This is a genomic window from Sphingobium amiense, from assembly GCF_003967075.1.
Classification (GTDB): domain Bacteria; phylum Pseudomonadota; class Alphaproteobacteria; order Sphingomonadales; family Sphingomonadaceae; genus Sphingobium; species Sphingobium amiense.
The window spans coordinates 2,583,172-2,606,928 of record NZ_AP018664.1; the positions used below are offsets into that span (position 1 = coordinate 2,583,172).

General features: G+C 64.8%; 27 protein-coding genes and 1 other RNA gene. 9 read left to right on the top strand and 19 right to left on the bottom strand.

Features of this window, described 5'->3' with window-relative positions:
• Positions 1–56: 56 nt before the first annotated feature.
• The gene (locus SAMIE_RS12490; protein WP_066702679.1) at positions 57–1,331 is read left to right on the top strand and encodes an MFS transporter; all 1,275 of its coding nucleotides are present in this window, start codon (positions 57–59) and stop codon (positions 1,329–1,331) included.
• Between the two features lie 50 nt (positions 1,332–1,381).
• Here the strand turns inward: SAMIE_RS12490 and SAMIE_RS12495 are convergent, their stop codons facing one another.
• The 10 genes from SAMIE_RS12495 to SAMIE_RS12540 all read right to left on the bottom strand — a co-directional run bounded on the left by SAMIE_RS12495 (position 1,382) and on the right by SAMIE_RS12540 (position 9,508).
• On the bottom strand, positions 1,382–3,859 hold the full coding sequence (locus tag SAMIE_RS12495; protein WP_066702678.1) for a TonB-dependent receptor plug domain-containing protein: 2,478 nt from the start codon (positions 3,857–3,859) through the stop codon (positions 1,382–1,384).
• 312 nt (positions 3,860–4,171) lie between these two features.
• Positions 4,172–4,537 (bottom strand): 50S ribosomal protein L19, encoded by a 366-nt coding sequence (gene rplS / locus SAMIE_RS12500; protein WP_066702675.1) that lies wholly within the window; start codon positions 4,535–4,537, stop codon positions 4,172–4,174.
• A gap of 8 nt (positions 4,538–4,545) precedes the next feature.
• Positions 4,546–5,280 (bottom strand): tRNA (guanosine(37)-N1)-methyltransferase TrmD, encoded by a 735-nt coding sequence (trmD, locus tag SAMIE_RS12505; RefSeq protein ID WP_066702783.1) that lies wholly within the window; start codon positions 5,278–5,280, stop codon positions 4,546–4,548.
• Positions 5,277–5,549 carry a hypothetical protein gene (locus SAMIE_RS12510; RefSeq protein ID WP_066702666.1) on the bottom strand — a complete coding sequence of 91 codons (273 nt, stop codon included), beginning with the start codon at positions 5,547–5,549 and terminating at the stop codon, positions 5,277–5,279. The genes trmD and SAMIE_RS12510 overlap by 4 nt, the downstream gene beginning before the upstream one ends.
• Positions 5,550–5,589: 40 nt before the next feature.
• Positions 5,590–5,967 (bottom strand): type II toxin-antitoxin system VapC family toxin, encoded by a 378-nt coding sequence (locus tag SAMIE_RS12515; protein WP_066702656.1) that lies wholly within the window; start codon positions 5,965–5,967, stop codon positions 5,590–5,592.
• Positions 5,964–6,239 carry an AbrB/MazE/SpoVT family DNA-binding domain-containing protein gene (locus SAMIE_RS12520; protein ID WP_066702653.1) on the bottom strand — a complete coding sequence of 92 codons (276 nt, stop codon included), beginning with the start codon at positions 6,237–6,239 and terminating at the stop codon, positions 5,964–5,966. The genes SAMIE_RS12515 and SAMIE_RS12520 overlap by 4 nt, the downstream gene beginning before the upstream one ends.
• 31 nt (positions 6,240–6,270) lie before the next feature.
• On the bottom strand, positions 6,271–6,765 hold the full coding sequence (rimM, locus tag SAMIE_RS12525) for a ribosome maturation factor RimM (protein WP_066702650.1): 495 nt from the start codon (positions 6,763–6,765) through the stop codon (positions 6,271–6,273).
• Between the two features lie 5 nt (positions 6,766–6,770).
• On the bottom strand, positions 6,771–7,253 hold the full coding sequence (gene rpsP / locus SAMIE_RS12530) for a 30S ribosomal protein S16 (RefSeq protein WP_066702647.1): 483 nt from the start codon (positions 7,251–7,253) through the stop codon (positions 6,771–6,773).
• Between the two features lie 44 nt (positions 7,254–7,297).
• A complete protein-coding gene (gene ffh / locus SAMIE_RS12535) occupies positions 7,298–8,764 on the bottom strand; it encodes a signal recognition particle protein (protein WP_174522251.1) in 1,467 nt (488 codons plus the stop codon).
• 540 nt (positions 8,765–9,304) lie between these two features.
• Positions 9,305–9,508, bottom strand: coding sequence for a hypothetical protein (locus SAMIE_RS12540; RefSeq protein ID WP_066702644.1), 204 nt, complete (start codon positions 9,506–9,508; stop codon positions 9,305–9,307).
• A 360-nt stretch (positions 9,509–9,868) separates the two neighbouring features.
• On the opposite strand from SAMIE_RS12540, the gene SAMIE_RS12545 reads away from it, so the two are divergent.
• The gene (locus tag SAMIE_RS12545; protein ID WP_066702641.1) at positions 9,869–11,284 is read left to right on the top strand and encodes an amino acid permease; all 1,416 of its coding nucleotides are present in this window, start codon (positions 9,869–9,871) and stop codon (positions 11,282–11,284) included.
• Positions 11,285–11,479: 195 nt separating this feature from the next.
• On the opposite strand, the gene SAMIE_RS12555 is transcribed toward SAMIE_RS12545, so the two are convergent.
• Positions 11,480–12,829, bottom strand: a complete 1,350-nt coding sequence (locus SAMIE_RS12555) for an IS1380-like element ISSp1 family transposase (RefSeq protein WP_013039775.1) — start codon at positions 12,827–12,829, stop codon at positions 11,480–11,482.
• Positions 12,830–12,960: 131 nt separating this feature from the next.
• Here SAMIE_RS12555 and SAMIE_RS12560 point away from each other — a divergent pair, with 131 nt between their 5' ends.
• The 7 genes from SAMIE_RS12560 to SAMIE_RS12590 all read left to right on the top strand — a co-directional run bounded on the left by SAMIE_RS12560 (position 12,961) and on the right by SAMIE_RS12590 (position 18,629).
• Positions 12,961–13,521 (top strand): energy transducer TonB, encoded by a 561-nt coding sequence (locus tag SAMIE_RS12560; protein ID WP_126516829.1) that lies wholly within the window; start codon positions 12,961–12,963, stop codon positions 13,519–13,521.
• Positions 13,522–13,694: 173 nt separating this feature from the next.
• On the top strand, positions 13,695–14,132 hold the full coding sequence (locus SAMIE_RS12565; protein WP_066702446.1) for a hypothetical protein: 438 nt from the start codon (positions 13,695–13,697) through the stop codon (positions 14,130–14,132).
• A 76-nt stretch (positions 14,133–14,208) separates the two neighbouring features.
• Positions 14,209–15,009 (top strand): diaminopimelate epimerase, encoded by an 801-nt coding sequence (dapF, locus tag SAMIE_RS12570; RefSeq protein WP_066702448.1) that lies wholly within the window; start codon positions 14,209–14,211, stop codon positions 15,007–15,009.
• On the top strand, positions 15,009–16,250 hold the full coding sequence (gene mtaB, locus SAMIE_RS12575) for a tRNA (N(6)-L-threonylcarbamoyladenosine(37)-C(2))-methylthiotransferase MtaB (RefSeq protein WP_066702450.1): 1,242 nt from the start codon (positions 15,009–15,011) through the stop codon (positions 16,248–16,250). Before dapF ends, mtaB begins: the two co-directional genes overlap by 1 nt.
• A complete protein-coding gene (gene ftsY, locus SAMIE_RS12580) occupies positions 16,250–17,188 on the top strand; it encodes a signal recognition particle-docking protein FtsY (protein WP_066702453.1) in 939 nt (312 codons plus the stop codon). Before mtaB ends, ftsY begins: the two co-directional genes overlap by 1 nt.
• Positions 17,178–17,840 (top strand): septation protein IspZ, encoded by a 663-nt coding sequence (gene ispZ, locus SAMIE_RS12585; protein ID WP_066702455.1) that lies wholly within the window; start codon positions 17,178–17,180, stop codon positions 17,838–17,840. Before ftsY ends, ispZ begins: the two co-directional genes overlap by 11 nt.
• A 174-nt stretch (positions 17,841–18,014) precedes the next feature.
• Positions 18,015–18,629 carry a superoxide dismutase gene (locus tag SAMIE_RS12590; protein WP_066702458.1) on the top strand — a complete coding sequence of 205 codons (615 nt, stop codon included), beginning with the start codon at positions 18,015–18,017 and terminating at the stop codon, positions 18,627–18,629.
• 63 nt (positions 18,630–18,692) lie between these two features.
• Here the strand turns inward: SAMIE_RS12590 and SAMIE_RS12595 are convergent, their stop codons facing one another.
• The 8 genes from SAMIE_RS12595 to SAMIE_RS12630 form a co-directional block, all read right to left on the bottom strand.
• Positions 18,693–19,031 carry a hypothetical protein gene (locus SAMIE_RS12595; protein ID WP_066702461.1) on the bottom strand — a complete coding sequence of 113 codons (339 nt, stop codon included), beginning with the start codon at positions 19,029–19,031 and terminating at the stop codon, positions 18,693–18,695.
• Positions 19,004–19,552: a J domain-containing protein gene (locus SAMIE_RS12600; protein WP_066702462.1), complete on the bottom strand. Its 549-nt coding sequence runs from the start codon at positions 19,550–19,552 to the stop codon at positions 19,004–19,006. Before SAMIE_RS12600 ends, SAMIE_RS12595 begins: the two co-directional genes overlap by 28 nt.
• A 63-nt stretch (positions 19,553–19,615) precedes the next feature.
• Positions 19,616–20,003: RNase P RNA component class A (rnpB, locus tag SAMIE_RS12605), an RNA gene on the bottom strand.
• Between the two features lie 42 nt (positions 20,004–20,045).
• Positions 20,046–20,744, bottom strand: coding sequence for an N-acetylmuramoyl-L-alanine amidase (locus tag SAMIE_RS12610; RefSeq protein WP_066702567.1), 699 nt, complete (start codon positions 20,742–20,744; stop codon positions 20,046–20,048).
• 103 nt (positions 20,745–20,847) lie between these two features.
• Positions 20,848–21,726, bottom strand: coding sequence for a CheR family methyltransferase (locus SAMIE_RS12615; protein ID WP_066702463.1), 879 nt, complete (start codon positions 21,724–21,726; stop codon positions 20,848–20,850).
• A complete protein-coding gene (locus SAMIE_RS12620; protein WP_066702464.1) occupies positions 21,726–22,808 on the bottom strand; it encodes a chemotaxis protein CheB in 1,083 nt (360 codons plus the stop codon). Before SAMIE_RS12620 ends, SAMIE_RS12615 begins: the two co-directional genes overlap by 1 nt.
• A 65-nt stretch (positions 22,809–22,873) precedes the next feature.
• On the bottom strand, positions 22,874–23,239 hold the full coding sequence (locus tag SAMIE_RS12625; RefSeq protein ID WP_066702465.1) for a response regulator: 366 nt from the start codon (positions 23,237–23,239) through the stop codon (positions 22,874–22,876).
• An 80-nt stretch (positions 23,240–23,319) separates the two neighbouring features.
• Positions 23,320–23,757 carry a chemotaxis protein CheW gene (locus SAMIE_RS12630; protein WP_066702569.1) on the bottom strand — a complete coding sequence of 146 codons (438 nt, stop codon included), beginning with the start codon at positions 23,755–23,757 and terminating at the stop codon, positions 23,320–23,322.

Below are 23,757 nucleotides of genomic sequence, written 5' to 3' on the forward strand. Positions count from 1 at the left end.
CTTGCCATTCCGCCTTTTGACGCGAGATAGGAAGGCACGGGCAGAGGGGGGACGACATGACCAGCAGCAACGGCATCGGCGAAATGTGGCGGCACAAGCGCGTGCTGGCGGCGAGCCTCATCGGCACGGCAGTCGAATTTTACGACTTCTACATCTACGCCACCGCCGCCAGCCTGATCTTCCCGTCGCTCTTCTTCCCCGCCTCATCCCCCACCGCGCAGCTCATGGCCTCCTATGGCAGCCTCGCACTCGCCTTCTTCGCAAGGCCGCTGGGCGCCGCGATCTTCGGCCATTATGGCGACCGCGTGGGGCGCAAGGCGACGCTCGTCACGTCGCTCATGCTGATGGGCGGATGCACGCTGCTGATCGGTTTCCTCCCCACCCATGCGCAGATCGGCTGGTGGGCGCCGCTGATCCTGTGCCTGCTGCGCTTCGGACAGGGGCTGGGCCTCGGCGGCGAATGGGGCGGCGCGGCGCTTCTGGCGGTGGAAAACGCCCCGCCCGGCTGGCGCGCGCGCTTCGGCATGTTCCCGCAACTGGGCGCGCCGGTGGGCTTCATCGCGGCGAACGGCCTGTTCCTGATCCTCGGCACCATGCTGTCGGACGCAGACTTCTACGCCTGGGGCTGGCGCCTGCCCTTCCTGGGCAGCGCGGTGCTGGTGTTCCTGGGCCTGTGGGTCCGGCTGAAGCTCACCGAGACGCCGGAGTTTGCTGCGGCCAAGGCGGAAAGCCCGCCACCCGCCGTCCCGCTCGCGACCCTCCTCTCCTCGCATCTGGGCGCGGCCATTGCGGGCACCTTCGCCTGCGCGGCCTGCTTCGCCATCTACTATATCGCGACCGCCTTCGCGCTGGGCTACGGCACCACGGCATTGAAGATCGACCGCAGCGCCTTCCTGTCGCTGCAGCTGGGCGCGATCCTGTTCATGGCGGGCAGCATCGTGCTCGCGGGCTGGTGGGCGGATCGTTCCAGCCCGACGCGGGTGCTGGCATGGGGATGCGCGGGCACGATCGCCATGGGGATCGCCTTCGGGCCGATGATGGGGACGGGCGCGCTGCTGCCGATCTTCCTGATCCTGAGCGCCGCGCTGTTCCTGATGGGCTTCGTCTACGGGCCGCTGGGCGCTTACCTGCCCGCGCTCTTCCCGATCCAGTTGCGCTATACCGGCGCGTCCTTCGCATTCAACCTCGGCGGCATCATCGGCGGCGCGCTCGCCCCCATCGTCGCGACCTGGCTGATCGGCGCGCATGGCATCGCCATCGTCGGCCTCTACATGTCTGCCGCCGCCGCGATCAGCCTGGCAGGGCTGTGGTGGACGAGCCGGAAAGGCTGAGGGCTGAGTGATGATGGCCGGATCAGCCCGGCCATCATCCATTGCGGCTGCTAGAATTTGAAGCCGATCTTCCCGTACCAATAGCCCCCGTTAATACCATAGGGGGTGAAGGTGACAGGCGCATCCAGCACCGCGCCACCGTCGATCGGCAAGCCGTCAGGCCCGTTCGGCACCGCGTCAGCTTTCTTGTTGAGCAGGTTGTTGGCTCCGACGCTGACGGTCAGCCCCTTGCTCAACTCATAGCTGACCTCAAGATCGGTGATCGCCGCCGCTCCCGCCGTCACCGTGGGCGTCGTGCCGTTATAGATGACGACCTGCGACGATTTGCCGTAGAAGGTCTCTCGCAGGTTGACGCTGAGCGCCCCCATGTTCAGCAGCGCGCCGGCGATGATCTTGTATTTGGGCGACGCCTTTTCGAGGATACTGCGCGCATCCGCCGCGTAGAGATCGTCAGGCAGGCGCAACCGCGTGATCTTCGTCTCATTATAGTTGGCCGACAGCGTCCAGAGAATTGACCCATCTGCCAGCGGCGTAGGATAGCTGGCCGTCAGATCGACGCCGCGCGTGCGGGTATCAGCGCCGTTGGTGAAGAGGTTGATGCCCGCATCACCGACCTCCAGCACATAGGGGTCGAGCACATTGCCATGGGCAGCGATCGCGTCCAGCACGGCCTGGTTCGTCACTTCGCCGCCGGTCAGGCCGACGATCGACCCGGTCCCGACGATCCGGTTCTTCAGTTTCACCTGATAGGCATCGAGCGTGATGTTGAGCTTGGGCGTCGGCCGCAGCACCAGTCCGACGCTGTAGTTGGTCGACGTTTCCGGCTTCAGATCGTCATAGCCCAGCAGCTTGGCGGCCGCGCTGTTGGGCGGCAACTGAACATAGGCGGTCGTCGGGCCGACATTGGTTGAACTGTAGTAGGATTCGAGCAACGAAGGCGCCCGGAAGCCTGTGCTGACGGTGCCGCGTAACGCGATCTGATCGGTAAAATCGACGCGGCTTGTGACCTTCCACGTCCATTTGGTGCCGAAATCGCTATAATCCTCGTAGCGCACCGCGCCGTCGATCTTCCACATCTCGACCGGGTTGATCGCTACGTCCAGGTAAGCCGCCTTGTTGTTCCGTTTATGCTTGCCGGCATCGGTCGCGAGGAAGCCAGGATAGGATTGGCCGCCCTCGAAATAGGTGGACGCAAAGTCGCCCTTGCCGATCTGGAACAGGTTCTCCCGATATTCTCCGCCGAACGCGACGTTGATCGGCGCGGCCAGCCCGGCTTCGATTTCCTTGGCGATGTCGATGTTCGTCGTCCATTCTGACGCTTTCAGGAAGCCGTCATAGAAATTGGTCGGGGTCGTGCCGGTGTTGATGAACAATGTCCGGTTGGCTGAATCCAGCGTGTAGAGCTTCGCATAATCCTGGCCGTAAGTGGTGCTGATGTCCCAGCGGAAACTGCCTGCTTCCCCCTTGATGCCGGCGGTGTTCGAAAAATCATCTTCCTTGATCGCCTCACGCGGGTTGAAGCCGGTCTTGCTGAAAAGAATTTCCTCGCCAGCAACCCCCAATACCGGAGAGCGGGACACACGCCATGGCTGGCGATAATTTTCGTAAGCGCTGGCCTCGCGGCGGCCGTAGCTGCCGAACGCGTAGATCTCCACACCCCCAAAATCATGACCCGCATTGTACATGACAGTGCTCAGTGTCGATCGGGAATCGCCTACGATGCGGTTGGTATAGGGCGCACCCGGCAGACCGACTGCCGCCATTGCCGTATGCGCTGCGCCCAGATCCGAGCGAAGAGAGCCATCGGGATTGTAGATACGCGAGTCCACGCCGCCGCGTTGCGTAAATCCATGATAGCGGTGGAACATGGTGAAGTTGAGATAGGTGTCTTCCCCGATATAGGGCGCGAAAGTGACGCTGCCCGAATAAGTGGTTCCATCGCCTTCATAATGCTGGCCACCGGTCAGATTGCCGGAAATGCTGTCTTTGTCGCTCTTCAGTATGATATTGATGACGCCCGCAATCGCGTCGGACCCATATTGTGCGGCTGCGCCGTCTTCCAGAACTTCGATCCGCCCGATCGCACCGGGCGGGATCATGTCGAGGTCGGGCGCAGCGCCACCCTGATAAGGTCCGCCGAGGACATGGAGATTGGCGGTGCCATGCCGACGCTTGCCGTTGACCAGCACTAGTGCATGGTTGGGGCTGAGGCCGCGCAGGCGCGCCGACAAAGTGAGATTGGCCGTGTCGCCGCCAAAGGCTTCCGCCGTGAAGGACGGGACCAGCTGCGTCAGCACCTGATTGAGGTTGGGCTGGCCAACCTTGTCCAGCATCGCGCTGTCGAGAACCTTGATCGGTGCAGCGCTCTCGGCTGCCGTGATGCCCGTCGCGCGCGTGCCGGTGACGATAATGGCTGCGCCCTCGTCCGCTGCGGCGCCCTGTGGTGCAGCGTCCTGTGCATATGCCGTTGCCGAAGAAGCGATCGCGACGCTCAGCGCCGCCAAGGAAACCATAGTTCTGACGTTCATGAACAGCCCCCTAATCTCGTGTCAGATGGGCCTCTCCTCCATAGTATCGCTGGCTCAATGCGGCTCCGGCCCGCCCCCTTTGTCCCTTCAGCGAGGATCGGAAACATTCAGCAACAGTGGGAAACGGAACGCGGCGGCAAATCCACCATGGGGCAAATGGCACTTCCTATCATTTCCGTAACGAACCTACCCCGCCGGGATCGATTCGCGTCCAAGCGACGGAAAGACAAAGAAAAAGGCGGCGCCACATGGGCACCGCCTGTCTCCATTTTACAACTGTCAAGCCGCAGCGGGCATCTGCCCGCGCGGACTTCAGCCCTCGCGGTTGTCGCGGCGCTCGGCGATGCGGGCGCGCTTGCCGGTGCGGCCGCGCAGATAGTAGAGCTTGGCGCGACGCACCACGCCGCGGCGGACCACGGTGATGCTGTCGATGTTGGGCGAATAGAGCGGGAACACGCGCTCCACGCCTTCGCCGAACGAAATCTTGCGCACTGTAAAGTTGGAACCCATGCCCTTGTTCGAGCGGGCGATGCACACGCCTTCATAATTCTGGACGCGGCTGCGGTCGCCTTCGATCACCTTCACGCCGACGCGCAGCGTGTCGCCGGGGCGGAATTCGGGGATGTCCCTGGCCAGAGCGGCGATGCTTTCCGCCTCGATCTGCTGGATGATGTTCATGTCTAAACTCAGTCCTTCTGTCGTCGCGCACCAGAGGGCGGCTGGTCCCGAACGCCGATGTGGCGTTCCCAAAGGTCCGGCCGCCTTAGCCGTGTATCGTCCTCCGCCCGTTGTTTCCGCCAGGCGGCGATCTTCGCATGATCCCCCGATCGCAACACTTCAGGGATCGTGCGCCCCTCCCATTCCACCGGGCGGGTATAGTGCGGATATTCGAGCAGCCCCGTTTCAAAGGACTCTTCGACTCCGCTGGAAGCCGCGCCCATTACACCGGGAAGCAGCCGCACGCAAGCGTCGAGCAGCAGCAGAGCGCCCATCTCTCCGCCGGACAGGATGATGTCGCCCATGCTGACCTGTTCGATGGGGCGCGCATCGAAAATCCGCTCGTCGAACCCCTCGAACCGGCCGCACAATATCGTCGCACCCGGCCCTTCCGCCAGCGCGCGCACGCGCCCCTGCGTGATCGGCGCGCCGCGCGGCGTCATCGCCAGCACGGGCAGGTCGGGCCGCTTCTCCAGCGCATGGTCGACGGCCCGCGCCAATATGTCGGCGCGCAGCACCATGCCCGCGCCGCCGCCCGCAGGCGTATCGTCCACGGTGCGATGCCGGTCGGTCGCGAAATCGCGGATCTGGATCGGATCGCACGCCCATCTGCCTTCGCCCAGCGCCCGCCCCGCCAGCGATACGCCCAGCGGTCCGGGAAACATCTCCGGATAGAGCGTCAGGATCTGCGCGGTGAAACTCATTTGCGCCGCGCCCGGATGCGCGCCGCCGACCAGCCACCGCCCATGCACAGGATGCCGCACACCAGCAGCGCAAGGCCGATCATGCGCAGCATGTCGGCGAAGGGCCGCTCTGGATGCGTCAGCGCAGGGATCAGCAGCAGCAGCGGAATGGGCAGCAAAAGCGCCAGCGCCGCCCCCACCTTCCCCGCGACCGTCCAGCGCACCGCATATAGCCGCCAGCCAGCGACCAGCATGAAGATCAGATAGACGGCGGTGACGATGCGGGCCATGCGCGCCGCATAGGCGATGATGCGGCCAGCGTCCAGTTCGTCAGGCCGTCCAGTCCTCGACGCGCAGGCCGGGAATGTCGGCGAAGTCCCGCGCGTTCCGCGACACGAGATGTGCGCCGAGAGCAAGCGCATGCGCGGCGATCAACCGGTCGAAACTGCCGCGCCGAAACGGAATCTGTGCATAGGCCATCGCCGCTGCTTCATCGAACGGCAGAACGCCCACCGCATTGATGAACGCGTCCAGTGTTGCCTGCGGGGGCGGCTTGCCCCTCACCGTGCCATAGGCAAGTTCGGCATAGGTGATCGACGATATGAACAGGCTGCCTTCGGGCTGGTCCGCCATGCGAGCGGTCAGCGCGGGATAGATGCCGGTAAAGGCGTAGATGCAGCTATTGGTATCGAGCAGCCTTATGGTCATGCGCCATCGTCACGGCCAAGCAGATGCCAGTCGCGCGGGCTGTCCTCAAATTCGCCCTCTTCATAGGTGCGCGGCTCCAGCCACGGCACCTTGCCCGCGAATTTGCTGACGTCGATCTTGCGCCGGGGCGTGTCGGCGGGTTCGATGATATAGCGGCCCTGTTCCTCGCGCAGGACCATCTCGGCCCCTTCGGTAAGGCCGAGCGCCTTGGGCAGGCGGAGCGCCAGACTGTTGCCCGACTTGAAGATTTTGGCCTTGTAGCTTTCGCCCATGACGGCGCCTTTCGTATATACGTCCTGTATACTATTGGGCGTAAGCCGCGTCAATCACCGCGCCGCCCTCGCCCAGCGTCACCATGTGCATAGGTGCCATGAAGCGCTTGCCGGGCTTGCCGTCCACGCCGGGCCGCTGCACTTCGACGATGTCGCCCGCGCCGAAATTCTCGACCGCGACGATTTCGCCCAGCGCCTCGCCCTCGCTCGATATGCAGGGCAGGCCGATCAGGTCGGCATGATAATATTCGCCCTCGCCCAGCGGCGGCAGGGCGGATCGGGGCACGGTGAGTTCCATGCCCCGCAGCGCTTCGGCAGCGCTGCGGTCGCCGATCTCGGCAAAGCGCGCCACCGCGCCGTTCGGGCCGGGGCGCACCGACTTCAGCGTCAGCCTGCGCCCCGCCGCGTCGAACCCGTCATAGCTTTTGAGGCTTTCCGCCCCTTCGCCGAACAGCTTCAGGCGGACTTCGCCCGTCACTCCATGGGCGCCGATCATCACGGCCAGAGTGACGGGCCTGTCGTTCAAGGGGTTCAGCCCTCGGCCTGCTCGGCGGCGGCTTCCTCGGCGGGAGCGGCGTCTTCGGCGGCAGCTTCCTCAACAGGAGCGGCTTCCTCGGCAGGCGCTTCGGCCGGGGCGCTGGCGGCTTCTTCGGCAGCCTTGCGGGCTTCTTCGGCCTCGGCCAGCTTCGCGGCGCGATCTTCGGCGCGTTCCTTGGCCTTCTGGCCCGGCTCGGCCTTCTTGGGGTTGTTGCGCGCGGCGCGCTCCTTCACGCCCGCGGCGTCGAGGAAGCGGGCGACACGGTCGGTCGGCTGCGCGCCGGCTTCGACCCAGTGCTTCGCGCGCTCGGTGTCGAGGATCACGCGCTTTTCGTCGCCCTTGGGGAGCTGCGGGTTGTAGCTGCCGATACGCTCGATGAACTTGCCGTCACGCGGCGCGCGGCTGTCGGCCACAACGATGCGGTAATAGGGACGCTTCTTGGAGCCGCCGCGCGACAGACGGATGGAGGTTGCCATGAAATTCTTGCCTTTCTACTTACTATTCAATGATTTGAAACGGATTACTTCTTCATGAAATTCTGAAAGCCGGGCGGCAGCTTGGGCATGGCGCCGCCCAGGCCGCCAAGCCCCGACAGGTCGGGCGGCGATCCGCCCTCCGGCCCGCCAAGGCCGCCCAGACCACCCATGCCCCCGCCGCCGAACATCTTGGCGAGACCCTTCAATCCGCCCATCTTGCGGATTTTCTTCATCGCCGTTTCCATCTCCTGATGCATTTTCAGGAGCTTGTTGACGTCCTGCACGGTGCGGCCCGCGCCCTTGGCGATGCGGATCTTGCGCTTGGCGTTGATGAGCGCGGGCTTTTCCCGCTCCTTGGGCGTCATGGAGCCGATCATGGCGTCCAGATGGATCAGCGTCTTGTCGTTCGCCCCGCTCGCCGCCATCGCCGCCTGCGCCTTCTTGAGGCCCGGCAGCATGCCCGCCAGCGCGCCAAGCCCACCCATGCGGCGCATCTGGTTGAGCTGCATGCGCAGGTCGTTCATGTCGAACTGACCCTTCGCCATCTTCTTGGCGAGCTTGTCGGCTTCTTCCGCGTCGATGGTTTCCGCCGCGCGCTCCACCAGCGACACGACATCGCCCATGCCGAGGATGCGCTGCGCCACGCGCGCGGGGTGGAAGGGTTCGAGCGCGTCGAGCTTCTCGCCCGTGCCCGCGAACTTGATCGGGCGGCCCGTGACCGCGCGCATCGACAGCGCCGCGCCGCCGCGCGCATCGCCGTCCATCCGCGTCAGAACGACGCCGGTCAGCGGCACCTGCGCGGTAAAGCTGGTCGCAACATTGACGGCGTCCTGCCCCGTCAGCGAGTCGACGACAAGCAGGATTTCCGCCGGATTCGCCACATCGGCGACCGCCTTCATCTCGTCCATCAGCGCCTGATCGACATGGAGGCGGCCCGCCGTGTCGAGCATCACCACGTCGAAGCCCTGCAGCTTCGCCGACTGGAGCGCGCGCTTCGCGATCTCGACCGGCTGCTGCCCCGGAACGATGGGCAGCGTCGCGACATCGGTCTGCGTGCCGAGCACCGCCAACTGCTCCTGCGCGGCCGGGCGCTGCACGTCGAGCGACGCCATCAGCACCTTCTTGCGCTCTTTTTCCTTCAGCCGCCTGGCGATCTTGGCGGTGGAGGTCGTCTTGCCCGACCCCTGAAGGCCCACCATCATGATGACGGCGGGCGGCGTCACGTCGATCAGCAGGTCGCTGCTTTCCGACCCCAGCGTTTCGGTCAGCGTGTCGGAGACGATCTTGACGACCATCTGGCCGGGCGTGACGGAGCGCAGCACGTCGCTGCCCACCGCGCGCTCGGTCGCCTGATCGACGAACTGGCGCACCACCGGCAGCGCGACGTCGGCTTCGAGCAGCGCGATCCGCACCTCGCGCATCGCGGCGCGGACATCGTCCTCCGTGAGCGCACCGCGCCCCCGCAGCTTGTCGAAGACCCCGCCTAGACGATCGCTGAGCGAATCGAACATCACCACCTCAAAACCGGAGCGTCCCGCCCCGCTTAAAAACCCTTGCATCCCCAAACGACAAAATCGCCGGCGGGCGAAACCTCGCCGGCCAGCGTCCATCCGATGCCCCATCTGGGCGTCCTGGAGTCGTCAGAGTCGAACGGCACGCCGCCCGATGCTGGGGGTGCCCTTAGGGGAAAGCGGGGGGAATGGCAAGCGGGAGGGTGGGTAACGGACTTGGGTGGAAAGCGGTCATTAACTCAGAGACGCTACATGGCTCTGCGGAGGCCTGTAGAATGGCGAGATCATACACCAAAACAGACAAGTTCCTGATGGCGGGAGGCGCTTTGGGTTTAGCTGCGTCGCGCATTATTCCCGTTCCAAAGCCTGTGCTGATTGTCGTCGGAGTCATTGTCGGCCTTTTGGCTCTATGGCTTTCCGTGAGAGCGTTGATCCGAAGACGAAAGGAAAAGCTAGAAGATCGGGACGCTGCATGGAATGCGTTCGTTCGGGACCGGAATGTCTCCTAATGGTCGGCTGCCACCTATCCTCGGTTAAGGCCTAGTCGTTGATTTCGACACGAATGCACGCTCGAAAGACGCCAGTTGCGCCCTCTTCACGGTGCCAGACCTCAACCACGTTGTAGTGGTTAAAATATCCTCCCGCGTCCTTGGAGATATATTCCCCTATCCGGGGCAAAAAGGAGAAATCGCCTTGAAAAAGGGGCGTCATCTCATCTTTCTCGAACAGTTCGACGGTCTGCATGGTAGTCTCCTTCTGCCGCTTTAGCCTTATCGCTTGATGTCAGCTATCAGGAAGCCCGCTAAGGCCTATCAACCGGCAATAAATGGTCGACTCCGGCTACCCCTTCGTCATGCCGGGCTTGACCCGGCATCCCGCTTCTGCCCCCATGAAAAGCGGGACCCCGGCTCAAGGCCGGGATGACGGTTGCGGATGACCCACGGTGCCTGAGCCTCTCCTATCCGGCCCCTCGTTGCTAAGCTGTGATCCACAATGCCGCGGCCAAGCCCCCACTTTCCGATAGGATCGCCCCCGCGCAATTTTATGTCGCATTGTGCGGGAAATATGCGAAGCTAAGGGGAAAGCAGAGGGGAGCCGACCGCGATGAGCTGGACACGCCGCAAGCCGATGGAGGCGATGGTGCCGCAGGAGAGCGGGCACCGGCTCGCCCGCACCCTGTCATGGCCGCACCTGCTCGCGCTCGGCGTCGGCGCAATTGTGGGGACGGGCATCCTGACGCTGATCGGTGTCGGCGCGGACCGGGCCGGGCCGGCCGTCCTCCTCTCCTTCGCCATAGCGGGCGCGATCTGCGCCTGCGCCGCGCTCGCCTATGCCGAACTCTCGACGATGATGCCCGCAGCGGGCAGCGCCTACAGCTACTCCTATGTCGTGCTGGGCGAAGGGATTGCGTGGATCGTCGGCTGGTCCCTCATCCTCGAATATAGCCTCGTCGTCTCGACGGTGGCGGTGGGCTGGTCAGGCTATGCCGGGCCGCTGCTGACCCCGCTCGGCTTCCCGGAGGCGCTCACCCGGGGGCCGGAGCTGGGCGGCATCGTCAACCTGCCCGCCATCTTCATCATCGCGGTCGTCGCCGGGCTGCTGATGGTCGGCACGAAGGAAAGCGCCCGCCTCAACACCATCCTCGTTCTCATCAAGATCGTGACGCTGAGCCTCTTCGTCGCCTACGCCCTGCCCGCCTTCGACACGGCGAACCTCGAACCCTTCATGCCTTTCGGTTTCGCCAAGCATATGGGGCCGGACGGGGTGGAGCGCGGGGTGATGGCGGCGGCCGCGATCATCTTCTTCGCTTTCTACGGTTTCGACGCCATCTCCACGGCGGCGGAGGAAGCGAAGAACCCGGACCGCGACCTTGCCATCGGGATCGTCGGATCGCTGATCGTCTGCACGCTGATCTACGTCCTCGTCGCCGCCGCCGCCATCGGCGCCATGCCCTTCATCCGCTTCGCCGACAGCCCCGAGCCGCTCGCGCTCATCCTGCGCGAAATGGGTCAGGGCGGCGTCGCGCGCGTCGTCGCCATCGCCGCCGTCATCGCGCTGCCGACCGTGCTGCTCGGCTTCCTCTACGGGCAGAGCCGCATCTTCCTGGTCATGGCGCGCGACGGCTTCCTCCCGCAGAGCCTCGCCCACATCTCGAAGCGCGGAACGCCCGCGCGCATCACCGCCGTCACGGCGGTGCTGGTGGCGGTCATCGCGGGCCTGCTCCCCATCGACGAGATCGCGGCGCTGGCGAACGCGGGCACGCTGATCGCCTTTGCCGCGGTGGGCCTCTGCCTCCTCGTCCTGCGCCGCCGCGCGCCGGACCTGCGCCGCCCGTTCCGCACGCCCGCCGCCTGGGTCGTCGGCATCGGCGCGGTCGCGGGCTGCGCCTATCTTTTCATGAGCTTACCCGTGAAGACCATCCTCGCCTGCGCGGCGTGGAACGCGGTGGGGCTGCTCGTCTATTTCCTCTACGGGCAGCGCAAGGCTGCCGTGGCCTTAGATAAGGATCGGATGAAATGATGCCTTTCATTCTGGCGGCTGCTCTAGCCTCTCTTATTCACGACGCTCGGTTTCGGGTCCGCTCTGGGCATTTGCTGCGGCTGGCTGTATTGCGCGGACGACCGGCATCGCTGGCGTTTGTTTCACCGCATTCGGATTGATGGGCTTTTCGGGTTGAAGGGCTGGGCTCGGAGTTCTGCGGCGCTGCCGCATGGGCTACGTCGGCGCAGGCTTCAGCCGGAGAACGAGGGCGCGGAACAGGTCGGCATCCGGACAGGCGGAAGCGAAGGCAATGCGGATGCGGCTAGCACTTTCTACGACGCGCGCAGCGACCTTGAGCAGCCGCAGGCGCAAGGTGGTAAACTCCGCGCTTGCCAGAGCAGCGGTCCTGGGCATCGCCTGCTGGATGCGCCATAGCAGCCAGTATGCGGCAGTGTGCAGTATCAGGCGCATCTGATTGGCATTGGCCGAGCGGCACGAGGTTCGGTCGCTGGCGAGCTGGGACTTGTGGCGCTTGATCAGGTTCTCGGCCTGACCACGCGCGCAGTAGAGCGTGTCGTAGATGTGCTCGGCCGATCCTGTTGCCAACGAGGTGACGACATAGCGGATGTCCATGCCCAGCGTGCTGGCCTCGATCCGTGCAACGACGCGACGCTGGCACTTCCAGGTCTTTGCCCCATAGCGGGTCTCGGCATAGTTGCGCAGGACGGGACACTGACGCTGGGCGCGCTTGACCGCGCAGGCATCGGCGACCGCAACAATGGCGGGATCGGCGCGCAGCGCTGAATTGGTGGGCAGGCCGAACACGTAATCGACGCGGGCCGCATCGCAGTAGGCCATGACCTCGGGTCGACCATAGTGCCCGTCGCCGCGGATAGTGATGTGGGTATCGGGCCAATTACGGCGCAGGTGACGCACCAGGCGTCGGATGTGCCCCGCCGCCTCCTTTCCAGAAGGCGTCTTGCCTGTGCGCAGCAGCATGGCCACCGGCCTGCCGGTCGCGGTGTCGTAGATATGGATCGGTAGGAAGCAGCGCTCCCCATGATGCCCGTTCCAGAACGAGAGCTGTTGATAGCCATGCACGACGTCGCACGTGTCGTCGATATCCAGCGTGACCGCTGTCGGAGGGGCGGGATAGCTGGCGCAGTAGATGTCGATCATCGCGGCCATCATGCTGGCCAGTTCGCGCGTAGTCGGTGCATTTTCCCACCGGCTCATCGTCGGTTGGCTGGCCAGCCCCGCGCCCGATTCCGGCAGCTTGCCGAGCGCCAGGCGGAAGCCTGGATCGTCGCGCAGAGCATCGAGATCATCGGCATCCTCATAGCCGCACGCAATCGCGAACACACGGGCACGCAGAATGTCATCCAGGCGATGGATCACCCGCGCTGGATCGCGCGGATCGGCAATACAAGCCGCCAGGCGCTGGCAAATCCCCATCGCGCGCTCGGCCTGTGCAAGCAGTAGAACACCGCCATCCGAGGTAAGCCGGCCACCGTCGAACGCAGCTGTGATTTTCTTGCGGCCGACTGCTGGGAATCCAAATGAGCTTGCGATATCATCGTTCATGGCGGGTGTGGCCCGTGGCATTTTCTGCCCTGCGGCAGGTTCGGCTTAGACACCCAGTTCCTAATTCAGATCAGAGGCTTACGCCACTCCCGCCAACCCTTCAGGACACTTTTGGTGAATAAGGCGGGCTAGTGACCCCGCCAGCGCCGACCAAAGTCAAGAGCTGGATTCCCAAGTTGCAATTCCCTAAGGAAACTTTGGAAGCAGGTGAAGAAGGCGTAACAATTTACCGGCTTCTCGTGTCAGCCGATGGCAAGCCTTATGATTGCACATTGCTTCATTCGAGCGGGTCAGCCGAACTGGACCGACAAACATGCGAGGGCATGAGCGGTGCGAGCTACAAACCTGCGACTGATGAGCAAGGGGTTGTACGATACGGCGTGATCATCGGCGCTATCTTATGGCAAGGGCAATTTAACTGGTCACTCAAATGGCCACCCGACCTGACTTTGAATGTTCGTAGCTTGCCCCGTGGCGCAAAAGAGAAGACCGTGACCGTCGCCGTGGCCATCGACGCCGCAGGCAAGGTGACAGGTTGTTCCAGAACGCCAGCAGACATTGGAATGGGCGGCTTGGTGGATGTTGCTTGTATGCAAGTTCGCATGCAGGATGCTACCGCACTCAAGGATGAATTTGGCAAGCCAGTCAAATCCGTGCAGACCTTCAGGGTTTCTTTTGTAGTAGAGCATTAAATGATGCTGCACAACCAAACAGGAAACACGCCAGCAATAAACATTGCTCTACTCTCCACGGCTGATAATCTCCCCAACGTCCCCGTCCGCGACTCATTATAAGAGGTCGCTGGCCGCTGGCGCGGATGCGTCTGGCAGGCTCGCCAGCCGCGCTTCAAGCAAGGGGTGATTTCATGAAGACGATGTTGCGCGCCGGCCTGATGGCCGCTGCCCTGACCTGCGCCGCGCCGCTGCTGGCGCAGACCTACCCCGCCGATCCAGGCGACTTCACCGATGTGTCGATGATCAAGGTGCTGCCGGGCGGCGACACCGCCTACACCCAGTTCCTCGCGACCGAATGGAAGAAGCAGCAGGAATTCGCCAAGTCGCAGGGCTGGATCAAGAGCTACAAGGTCATGAGCAATCTCTACCCGCGTGAGGGCGAACCGGACCTCTACCTGATGGTCACCTACGCCGACATGCCCAACGCGCAGGCAGCGATGAAGCAGCGCGACGCCTATCTCGCCTGGCAGAAGAAGTCGCTCCAGACGCTCGATCAGGAAAGCGGGGACCGCGGCAAGTTCCGCACGCTGGTGGGGTCGATGCTGTGGGGTGAGGTCATCCTCAAATAAGCGCACCGGCCAGCCGCACCCTCCGCAGCGGCGCGGCTGGCCTTTTTGCCCGATCCGCAGTACATGCGCGCCCATCATGGGACGCTTTTCCAAAATGCATGGCCTCGGCAACGACTTCGTCGTGATCGACGCGCGCTCCGCCCCGCTCGCCATGAGCGAGGCGCGCGCCCGCGCCATCGCCGACCGCCATGCCGGGATCGGCTGCGACCAGTTGATCGTCATCGGCGAAGCTGCGGACGCCGATGTCTCCATGCGCATCTTCAACGCCGACGGCAGCGAGGTCGAGGCGTGCGGCAACGCGACCCGCTGCGTGCCGCTGTTCGTGGGCCGCGATGTCACCATCCGCACGCAGGCGGGCCTGCTCGACGCGCGCCTGATCGACGGCGGCGCCAGCGTCGACATGGGCGCGCCGCGCTTCGAATGGGATGCTATCCCTCTCGCATACCCGATGGACACGCTGACGATGGCGGCAAGCTGGGAAGACCTGCCCGCCCCCGCCGCCGTCAATGTCGGCAATCCCCATGTCGTCTTCTTCGTGGACGCTCTCGACGGTGTGAACTTCGACCGGCTCGGTCCGCTGATCGAGCATGACCCGCTCTTCCCGGCGCGCGTCAACGTCAACTTCGCGCAGGTCGTGGGCGAAAATCACATCCGCCTTGTCGTCTGGGAACGCGGCGCGGGCCTCACCCGCGCCTGCGGCACCGGAGCCTGCGCCACCGCCGTCGCGGCGATCCGGCGGAAGCTCATGACCGGCCCCGTCACGGTCAGCCTGCCGGGCGGCGACCTCCTCATCGGCTGGACGCCGCGCGGCCATATCCAGATGACCGGCCCCGCCACCCATGTCTTCGATGGCGAGGCCGACTGGTCCCGCTTCTGATGAGCGGGCCGCAGATCATCACCATGGGCTGCCGCCTCAACATCGCGGAGAGCGAGGCGATCCGACAGTTGGCGGCGGATCAGGACGACCTTATCGTCGTCAATAGCTGCGCCGTCACCGCGCAGGCCGTGCGCCAGACGCGGCAGGCGATCCGCCGCGCCCGCCGCGAGCGCCCCGACGCCCGCATCCTCGTCACCGGCTGCGCCGCGCAGACAGAGCCGCAGAGCTTCGCCGCCATGGCCGAAGTGGACGGCGTGATCGGCAATCGGGAGAAGATGGACGCCGCGTCCTTCCTGCCCGCCACCGACCGCGTGAAGGTCGCCGACATCATGACCGTGCGCGACACCGCGCCGCATCTGGCCAGCGCCTTTGCCGATCATGCCCGCGCTTTCCTGGAAGTGCAGAATGGCTGCGACCATCGCTGCACCTTCTGCATCATCCCTTATGGCCGGGGTAACAGCCGCTCGGTCCCCGCAGGCGCTGTGATCGGCAAGGCGCGGGAACTGGTCGATGCGGGCTATCGGGAAATCGTGCTGACAGGCGTCGATGTCACCAGTTACGGACCTGACCTGCCCGGCAGCCCGTCGCTCGGCCTGCTGGTCGAGCGCATCCTGAAGGGCGTGCCCGACCTGCCGCGCCTGCGCCTCTCCTCCATCGACAGCGTGGAGATGGACGAGCGGCTGTTCGACCTCCTCGCCCATCACCCGCGCATGATGCCGCACGTTCATCTCTCGCTTCAGGCGGGCGACGACATGATCCTGAAGCGCATGAAGCGCCGCCACAGCCGCGCCGACGCGGTCGCCATTGTCCGGCGGCTCAAGGCCGCCCGCCCCGACATCAGCATCGGCGCGGACATCATCGCCGGCTTCCCGACCGAAGACGAGGCGATGTTCGAAAACAGCCTGTCGCTGATCGAAGACTGCGACATCGTTCACGGCCATATCTTCCCCTACTCCCCGCGCGAAGGCACACCCGCCGCCCGGATGCCTCAGGTCGACCGCGCCACCATAAAGGCCCGCGCCGCGCGCCTCCGCGACGCCTGCGCCGCCCGGCGCTCGGGCTGGCTCGCGAGCCTCACCGGCACGACCCAGAATGTGCTGGTCGAGCGCAGCGGTCTCACCGGCCACGCCGAAAATTTCGCGCCCGTCTGCTTTTCGACGCCGCAGACGCCCTCCACCATCGTGACGGCGGCCATCACGGGGCTTGAGAAGGGCGTCCTGTTGGCGCAAGAGGCGGCATAATGACCGAAAATACTGGCAGCAGTTGGCGCGACCGTCTCTTCGGGGGTCTCCGCCGCACATCCGACCGGCTCGGCGAGAATCTGTCCGGCCTGTTCAAGGCCGCGCTCGACGACCGGACCCTCGACGAGATCGAGGAAGCGCTCATCATGACCGACCTCGGCCCCGCCATGGCCGCGCGCGTGCGCGACCGGCTGGCGGCGGGCCGCTACAATCGCGAGATCACCGAGGAATATCTGCGCGAGATCATCGCCGAAGAGATCGAAAAGGTGCTGGCCCCCGTCGCCCGCCCGCTGGAGATCGAGGCGTTCCCCCGCCCGCAGGTGATCCTCGTCATCGGCGTCAACGGATCGGGCAAGACCACCACCATCGCCAAGCTCGCCAATAATTTCCTGGAGCAGGATTATGGCGTGATGCTGGCGGCGGGCGACACCTTCCGCGCGGCGGCCATCGGGCAGCTCAAGATATGGGCCGAACGCCTCGGCGTCCCCATCGTCGCAGGCAAGGAAGGCGGGGACGCGGCGGGGATCGTATTCGATGCCGTGAAGCAGGCGACCGCCACGGGTATCGACGTGCTCATCGTCGATACCGCAGGGCGCCTCCAGAACAAGACAGAACTGATGGACGAGCTCGCCAAGGTCCGCCGTGTGCTCGGCCGATTGAACCCCGCCGCCCCGCACGACGTTGTGCTGGTTCTCGATGCGACCACGGGACAGAATGCGTTGAACCAGATCGAAGTCTTCAAGGAAACCGCGCAGGTGACGGGCCTCGTCATGACGAAGCTCGACGGCACGGCGCGCGGCGGCGTGCTGGTCGCGGCGGCGGAGAAATATCGCCTGCCCATCCACGCCATCGGCGTCGGCGAAAAGATCAAGGATCTGCGCCCCTTCGATCCGGGCGACATGGCCAAGGCCATTGCGGGCACGGCCTATGCCCGCTGAAGCCCTGCCTCCCAAAGCGCCCGCCCATGGCGGCACATTGAGTCTCGCGCTCGATTTCGGGCCGCTGCTTGTCTTCTTCCTCAGCTACAAGGGCGCGGGCTGGTTCTTCGGCGCGGGCAATCCGATCACCGCGATGAGCATCGGCACCGCCGCCTTCATGGCCGCGATCGTCGTCGCCGTCATCGTGTCGAAGGTGAAGCTGGGCCGTGTGTCGCCGATGCTGTGGCTCTCGGCGCTGCTGATCCTCTTCTTCGGCGGCCTGACCCTCTATTTCCACGACGAAACCTTCATCCAGATCAAACCGACGATCATCTACGCTTTCTTCGCGATGATGCTATTCGCCGGGCTGGTGCGCGGCCAGCCGCTACTCAAGGTGCTGCTTCAGGCCGCCTATGACGGGCTGACGCATGAAGGCTGGATGAAACTGTCGCGCAACTGGGCGCTTTTCTTCGTCGCCATGGCCATCGCCAACGAAGTCATGCGCCGCACGATGAGCTTCGACGCGTGGCTCGCGGTCAAGGTGTGGGGCGTCACCATCGTGTCGGTGGTCTTCGCCGCCGCAAATCTGCCCATGCTGATGCGCCATGGCCTGACGCTGGGGGACGAAGCCAAGGCCGACGAGATCGGCGAGACCAGCCCCCCGCAAGGCTGAGGCGCGCCGCCGGTTTCTGCAATCGTTTCGCAATAGGCACATTACCCTTCCAATCCGCGAAAGGGAGCGCATATGGGGGGCGCGGCAGGCTTGCAGCCACGCCGGCATCATTGAACCATTGGCTCGCTCCGTCCGTTGAGCGGCCGCCCCATAACGAAACCGAGGAGTTCCGCCATGGCCTTTGTTCTGCCCGACCTGCCCTATGCCAAGGACGCCTTCGGCGACATTCTGTCCGCCGAAACCTTCGACTATCACCATGGCAAGCACCACAATGCCTATGTTGTGAAGGCGAACGAGCTGGTCGCCGCCGACGCCTCGCTTCAGGGCAAGTCGCTGGTCGAACTCATCAAGTCGTCCAAGGGCGGCCTGTTCAATCAGGTGGGCCAGATCTGGAACCACACTTTCTATTGGCACTCGCTCAGCCCTGCCAAGACGCAGCCATCGGGCGAACTGCTGACGAAGATCAACGAAGCCTTCGGTTCGGTCGACGCGCTGATCGACAAGCTGAAGGCGGAGGCCGTGGGCCATTTCGCCAGCGGCTGGGCCGCGCTGATCCTCAAGGACGGCAAGCTCGAAGTCACCAGCTATCACGACGCCGACACGCCCGTCGCGCACGAAGGCCACACGCCGCTGCTGATCCTCGATGTGTGGGAACATGCCTATTATATCGACTATCGCAACGCGCGCCCCAACTATGCGGAGCGCGTGCTCAAGGAAGCGATCAACTGGGACTTCGCGGCCCAGAATCTCGACGGTCAGGGCGTCAGCCGCGCCGACCAGCAGGGCTGAGTGCGCCCCCTCAGGGCATGAAAAGCGAAGGGGCGGCGTGGCGACACGCCGCCCTTTTCATTGTCAGGCGCGCGCATTCTCTCCAAGATGCAGCGTCCCCGCCAGCTCATCCAGATCGGCGCCGGGGCGCACCAGCACCCATTCGCGGCTGTCCGCGCCATCGACCACCGTCACCGCCCCCTTGGGGCAGACGCCAAGGCAGCCGACCTCGACGATCCCCGCTGCCGCCTTGCGCCCCTTCTTGAGTGAAAGGTGCCGACGGAGCGCCCTGGCCAGCCGCTCGTCGCCATCGGGACCGAAGCCGCCGTCGATCTTCTTGGAACATTTGCGGCACACCAGCACGACATTGCGCCAGTTGGCACGGACATGATCCTTCAATCCGCGTCCCCCCGCGGCTTCCATGTCCTTCGCTCTTCGGCAGAGCGCAGCACTTCATAGGCTGCCTGAATCGTCTGGAACCGCACCGCCGCCTGTGCGTCGCCCGGCTTCACGTCCGGGTGATTTTCCTTGGCCAGCCGCCGCCAGCTCTTCTTCACCGCCTCGAAATCGGCGTCGTCCTCCAGCTCCAGCGCCTTCAGCGCATGAAGCTCGTCGCGCGAGCGGGTGCCGTCGCCCGGCCCGCCCCAGCCATGATAGGCGCTCGACTGGTATCCGCCCGCGTCCCTCCGCTCGGCCCGCGCGCGCTGCTCGCGTTCCTCGGCGTCCAGTCCCTGAAAATAATCCCAGTTCCGGTTATATTCGCCCGCATGGTCGCTGCAGAAATACCAGCGTTCCGGGCTGTTGGGCGATTTGGGCGCGGGGCAGTCGCCGGGCCTGTCGCAGCCATGCCGGTCGCACAGCCGCACCTGCTGCGCTTCGCGCGCCGCACCATAGCTGCGCCAGCGGGGAAAGCCCCAGTCGTTGGATCGGCTCTGTCTTGCCATCGGTAAAGAGTAGGGACTGCCCTGGCAAAAGGCCAGCCCGCGCCGCGCTGTCTTCAGGGGAAAAATGCCAGAGAGCCTGTAAGCCGGGTTCTGTCCACCCCTTTCGGGGATAGGCGACCATTCCTCTAGGGGACGGATTGCTCCGCCCCTCCAGCAACCAACCCGGACGGTCTCGGCCGAAACAAGCCTAGCAGCGTTGCCGCTGCGCGCCGCCCCTATTCGGTCTTGCTTCCGGTGGGGTTTACCGTGCCGCCGCCCGTTGCCGGGGGCGCGGTGCGCTCTTACCGCACCCTTTCAATGTCACTGGGTCGAAACCTGAGCGACCTGCTTTCTGTTGCACTGTCCCTTGGATCACTCCAGCCGGCCGTTAGCCGGCACCGTCATTTCGTGAAGCCCGGACTTTCCTCGCCGTGGAAGTTACCCGCCACGCCGCGGCCGCCCGGCCCTCTGGCAGAGCAGGCCTTAGCGCGTCGCAATGCTTTAGTCATCCCGCTTAATCGTCACCCTGCGGCTTGGGCAGGAGCAGCGCCAGCAGGATGGCGCGGCATTCGCCGTCGATCACGCCGTCCATCCGCTCGGGGCGGAAGCGCCGCTGAAATGCGACGACCGCCGCCTGCGGATCGGCGATGTCATATCCGAACCGTTCCAGCGCCAGCATGAAGCCGCTGTCGGTCCAGTGCGGGTCCATGAGGTTCTTGGTCGGCCGCGGGAGCGCCAGCCGCAGCCGCGCGAGCTGGCCCCATGGAAACAGCTCGCCAGGGTCCTGCTTGCGCGCGGGCGCGATGTCGCTGTGACCTACGATGTTGCCGCGCGTGATCCCGCGGCGCGTCACGATGTCGTGGACCAGCGGGATCAGCGACCCCATCTGCGCTTCGGGAAAGGGACGATAGCCCCACTCATGCCCCGGATTGACGATCTCTATGCCGATGCTGGCGGAATTGATGTCGTCGATGCCGCGCCAGTGCGACCGCCCCGCGTGCCAGGCGCGCCTTTCTTCGTCGACCATATGGATGATCTGCCCGTCCTCGGTCACGACATAATGAGCCGACACCTTCGATTCCGGGTTCGCGAGCCAGTTGATCGCGCTCGCGGCGTCCGGCATCCCGGTATAGTGCAGCACCAGCATGGTGATCGGCAGGCTGCGGTCATCATAATTGGGAGACGGCGTCTCGATCATCGGCATGTCGGTCATCGCGATAGGCCAGTCATTTCCCGCAGTGCGATCGGTCGCGCCCTTTGCCCGAACCAGCCCGACCATGGCGGAGACAGACCCGGCAATCAAGCGATACGACGGCCTAGCCGAAGCGGAGCGCCAGACCGTCCGAACGGTCGAGGGAACCGGATTTCGGGGCATAGGCGCCCCGATAGTCGCCATGCGGCACGAACATGTCGCCCTGCCCGATGACGGTTTCTCCCGCGCCCAGCAACAGGACGGAGCGGTCATGACTATGGTTCGCCAGCAGGCTGAGCACCGCCCTGCGCCGCTCGGGCGAGAAATAGAGCAGCACGTTGCGGCACAGCAGCAGGTCATATGCGCCCGAAGGCGCTTTCGCGTCGAACAGATTGTCCTGCCTGAAGTCGATCATCCGGCGCAATTCGTCGCTTGCGCGCCAGTCGTCGCCCTGCGGTTCGAACCATTTGATGAGGTCGCCGACGCCCAGCCCGCGCTGCACGTCGATCTGCGAAAACAGCCCCGCCCGCGCCTGCGTGATGGCGGCGGTCGAAATGTCGGTCGCCAGTATCTCGATCCGCCACCCTTCCCAGCGCGCAGCCTCGTTGCGCAGGCGGATGGCCAGCGAATAGGCTTCCTGCCCGGTCGAACAGCCCGCGCTCCAGATGCGCAGCGTGCGATCCTGCCGCTCCTCGCGGATGCGGGGCAGGACATGGCGATGGATCATGTCGAATATCTGGAGATCGCGGAAGAAGCTGCTCTCATTGTTGAGCAGCGCGTCGATCACCGCATCTTCCAGCGCTGGGCTGCGCCGGCTCAATATCTTCGTCGCCAGTTCCTGCACGTCGCGCAGGTCGTGCGCGCGCAGAACCGGACGCAGCGCGGTTTCCATCCGCCACGCGCGGCTTTCCGACAGGGTCTGCCCCGTCCGGGCTTCCAGCAGGCGCGTGAAGATCTGCGCGGTGCCGCGAAAGGCGTCGGACGGAGTCTGCGGATCGTTCATCAGGCGGCCACCCGCCCGCGTTGCGCAACATAACCCATCATCGCTCCCGGTTCCATGATCGCGCAGGTGAGCCCGGCGCCCGCGACGGACCCCGGCATGCCCCACACCACGCTGCTTGCTTCATCCTGTGCAACGACCCATCCCCCGGCCGTCACGATGTCCCGCGCGCCGGTCGTCCCGTCGCGCCCCATGCCGGTCAGCACGATGCCTGCCGAGCCTGCGCCATAGGCTTCGGCCATGGCGGAGAACATGGGATCGACGCCCGGAAGATTGCCCGAAGGCGTGCGCTGCGTGTTGAGCGCCACATGCACCCTTCCATGCAGCCCCCGCCGGATCTGGAGATTGGCGTCGCCCGGCGCGACATAGAGCGTATCGGCGTTCAGCAGGTCGCCGGTCTGCGCCACCTTGACGCGCATCGCCGTCATACGGGCAAGCTGCTGCGCGAAATAGACCGTGAAGCTCGCGGGCAGATGCTGGGTCAACAGCACCGGAACGCCCAGCGGCGCCTTCAGCCCGCCGAGCAACTGGCCGAGCGCATGAATGCCGCCGGTCGATGCGCCGATGCCGAGACAGGCGAGCGGTTCGGCAGCCGGCGTCGCGACGACGGGCCGGGGCGGTCTGGCCGGCGCATGCGGCATCGGCCGGTCGCCGAACAGGCGCGCAAGCCGTCCGATCAGTTCTTCGGGAAACTGCTCGCCAAAGCTGCCGCTGCCCGGTTTGGAAAGAATGTCGCTGGCGCCGAGCGCGAGCGCCTCGACGGCAGCGGCGCTTCCTTCCTCGCACTTGCCCGACAGAACGACGACCTTGGCGTTAGGCCGCATCGAAAGAATCTGCGGCAGGACCGCCATGCCGCTCTGGCCGGGAAGCTCGATGTCCAGCAGGACCAGATCGACGTCCTGCTGCGCCAGAAACGCCAGCGCCAGCTCGGCATTGCTCGCCTTCTGGACGACGGCGAAGCCGGGCTTGTCGCTCAGAATGCGCTCCATCACCGTGCGCACCACAACCGAATCGTCCACCACCAGCACGCGGACGGGCGGCTGGCTGTCGCGGAAGGAAGCGGTGGAATATGCGCTCACGGTCATGGCAGAAGTCCAGGGTGCGAAGGCAGGCGAAGGCCGGACTTGTCTGACAGCCCGGCGGCGGCGGATCAGATCACGCCCACTATGGCCAGTTTGCTCTCCAGCGTTTCGCGGTCGAAAGGCTTCATGACATATTCGTCCGCGCCCGCTTCCACCGCCGCCTTGATGTGGCTGATGCCGTTTTCGGTGGTGCAGAAAATGATCTTTGGCCGCGCCGCGACATTCGCGGTCGAAAGCGCCTGAAGGAACTCCATCCCGCTCATCACCGGCATGTTCCAGTCGAGCAGGACAACATCGGGCGCGGATGCTTCGCACTGCGTCAGCGCATCCTGACCGTCCACCGCCTCGCTGACCGTCAGGTCGAGCGATTCCAATATGTGTCGGGCGACCTTGCGGATAACCTTCGAGTCGTCGACGACGAGGCAGTTCTTCATGAGGCGTCCCTTAGCTTTATGTGCCGTGCGAACGGCCTAGCAGCCAATAGCGAGGATTTGGTAAACGCGATGGTGGGGATTTACGCCGCCTGCGGCAGGCTGTTGCCTTCGATGAAAGCGGCCAGCGACACCAGCAACCAGGGATGGCCGTCATGCTCGACGATGGCGCGCGCATGGGGCGCCCACGCCGCCGACAACTGTCCACGCAACGGCACTTCGCCGCCGGGCACATGGCTGATATCGGACACGGCGTCGACCATCAGGCCATAGCTGTGGCCGCTGATGTTGGCGATGATGGCAAGCCCCCGGTCCTGCACCGGGGTCGGATGTCCGTGGATCAGCGCCGCCACATCAATGATCGTCAGCACCCGGCTGCGCAGCGCGGAAAGCCCGGCCACATGCGGCCCCATGCCCGGCACCGGCGATATGTCGGTCAGGCGCACCACCGCTTCGACCTCGCACGCTTCCACGGCGATCCGCGTGCCGGCCAGCGTCGCGAGAAGATAGAGATTGTTCAT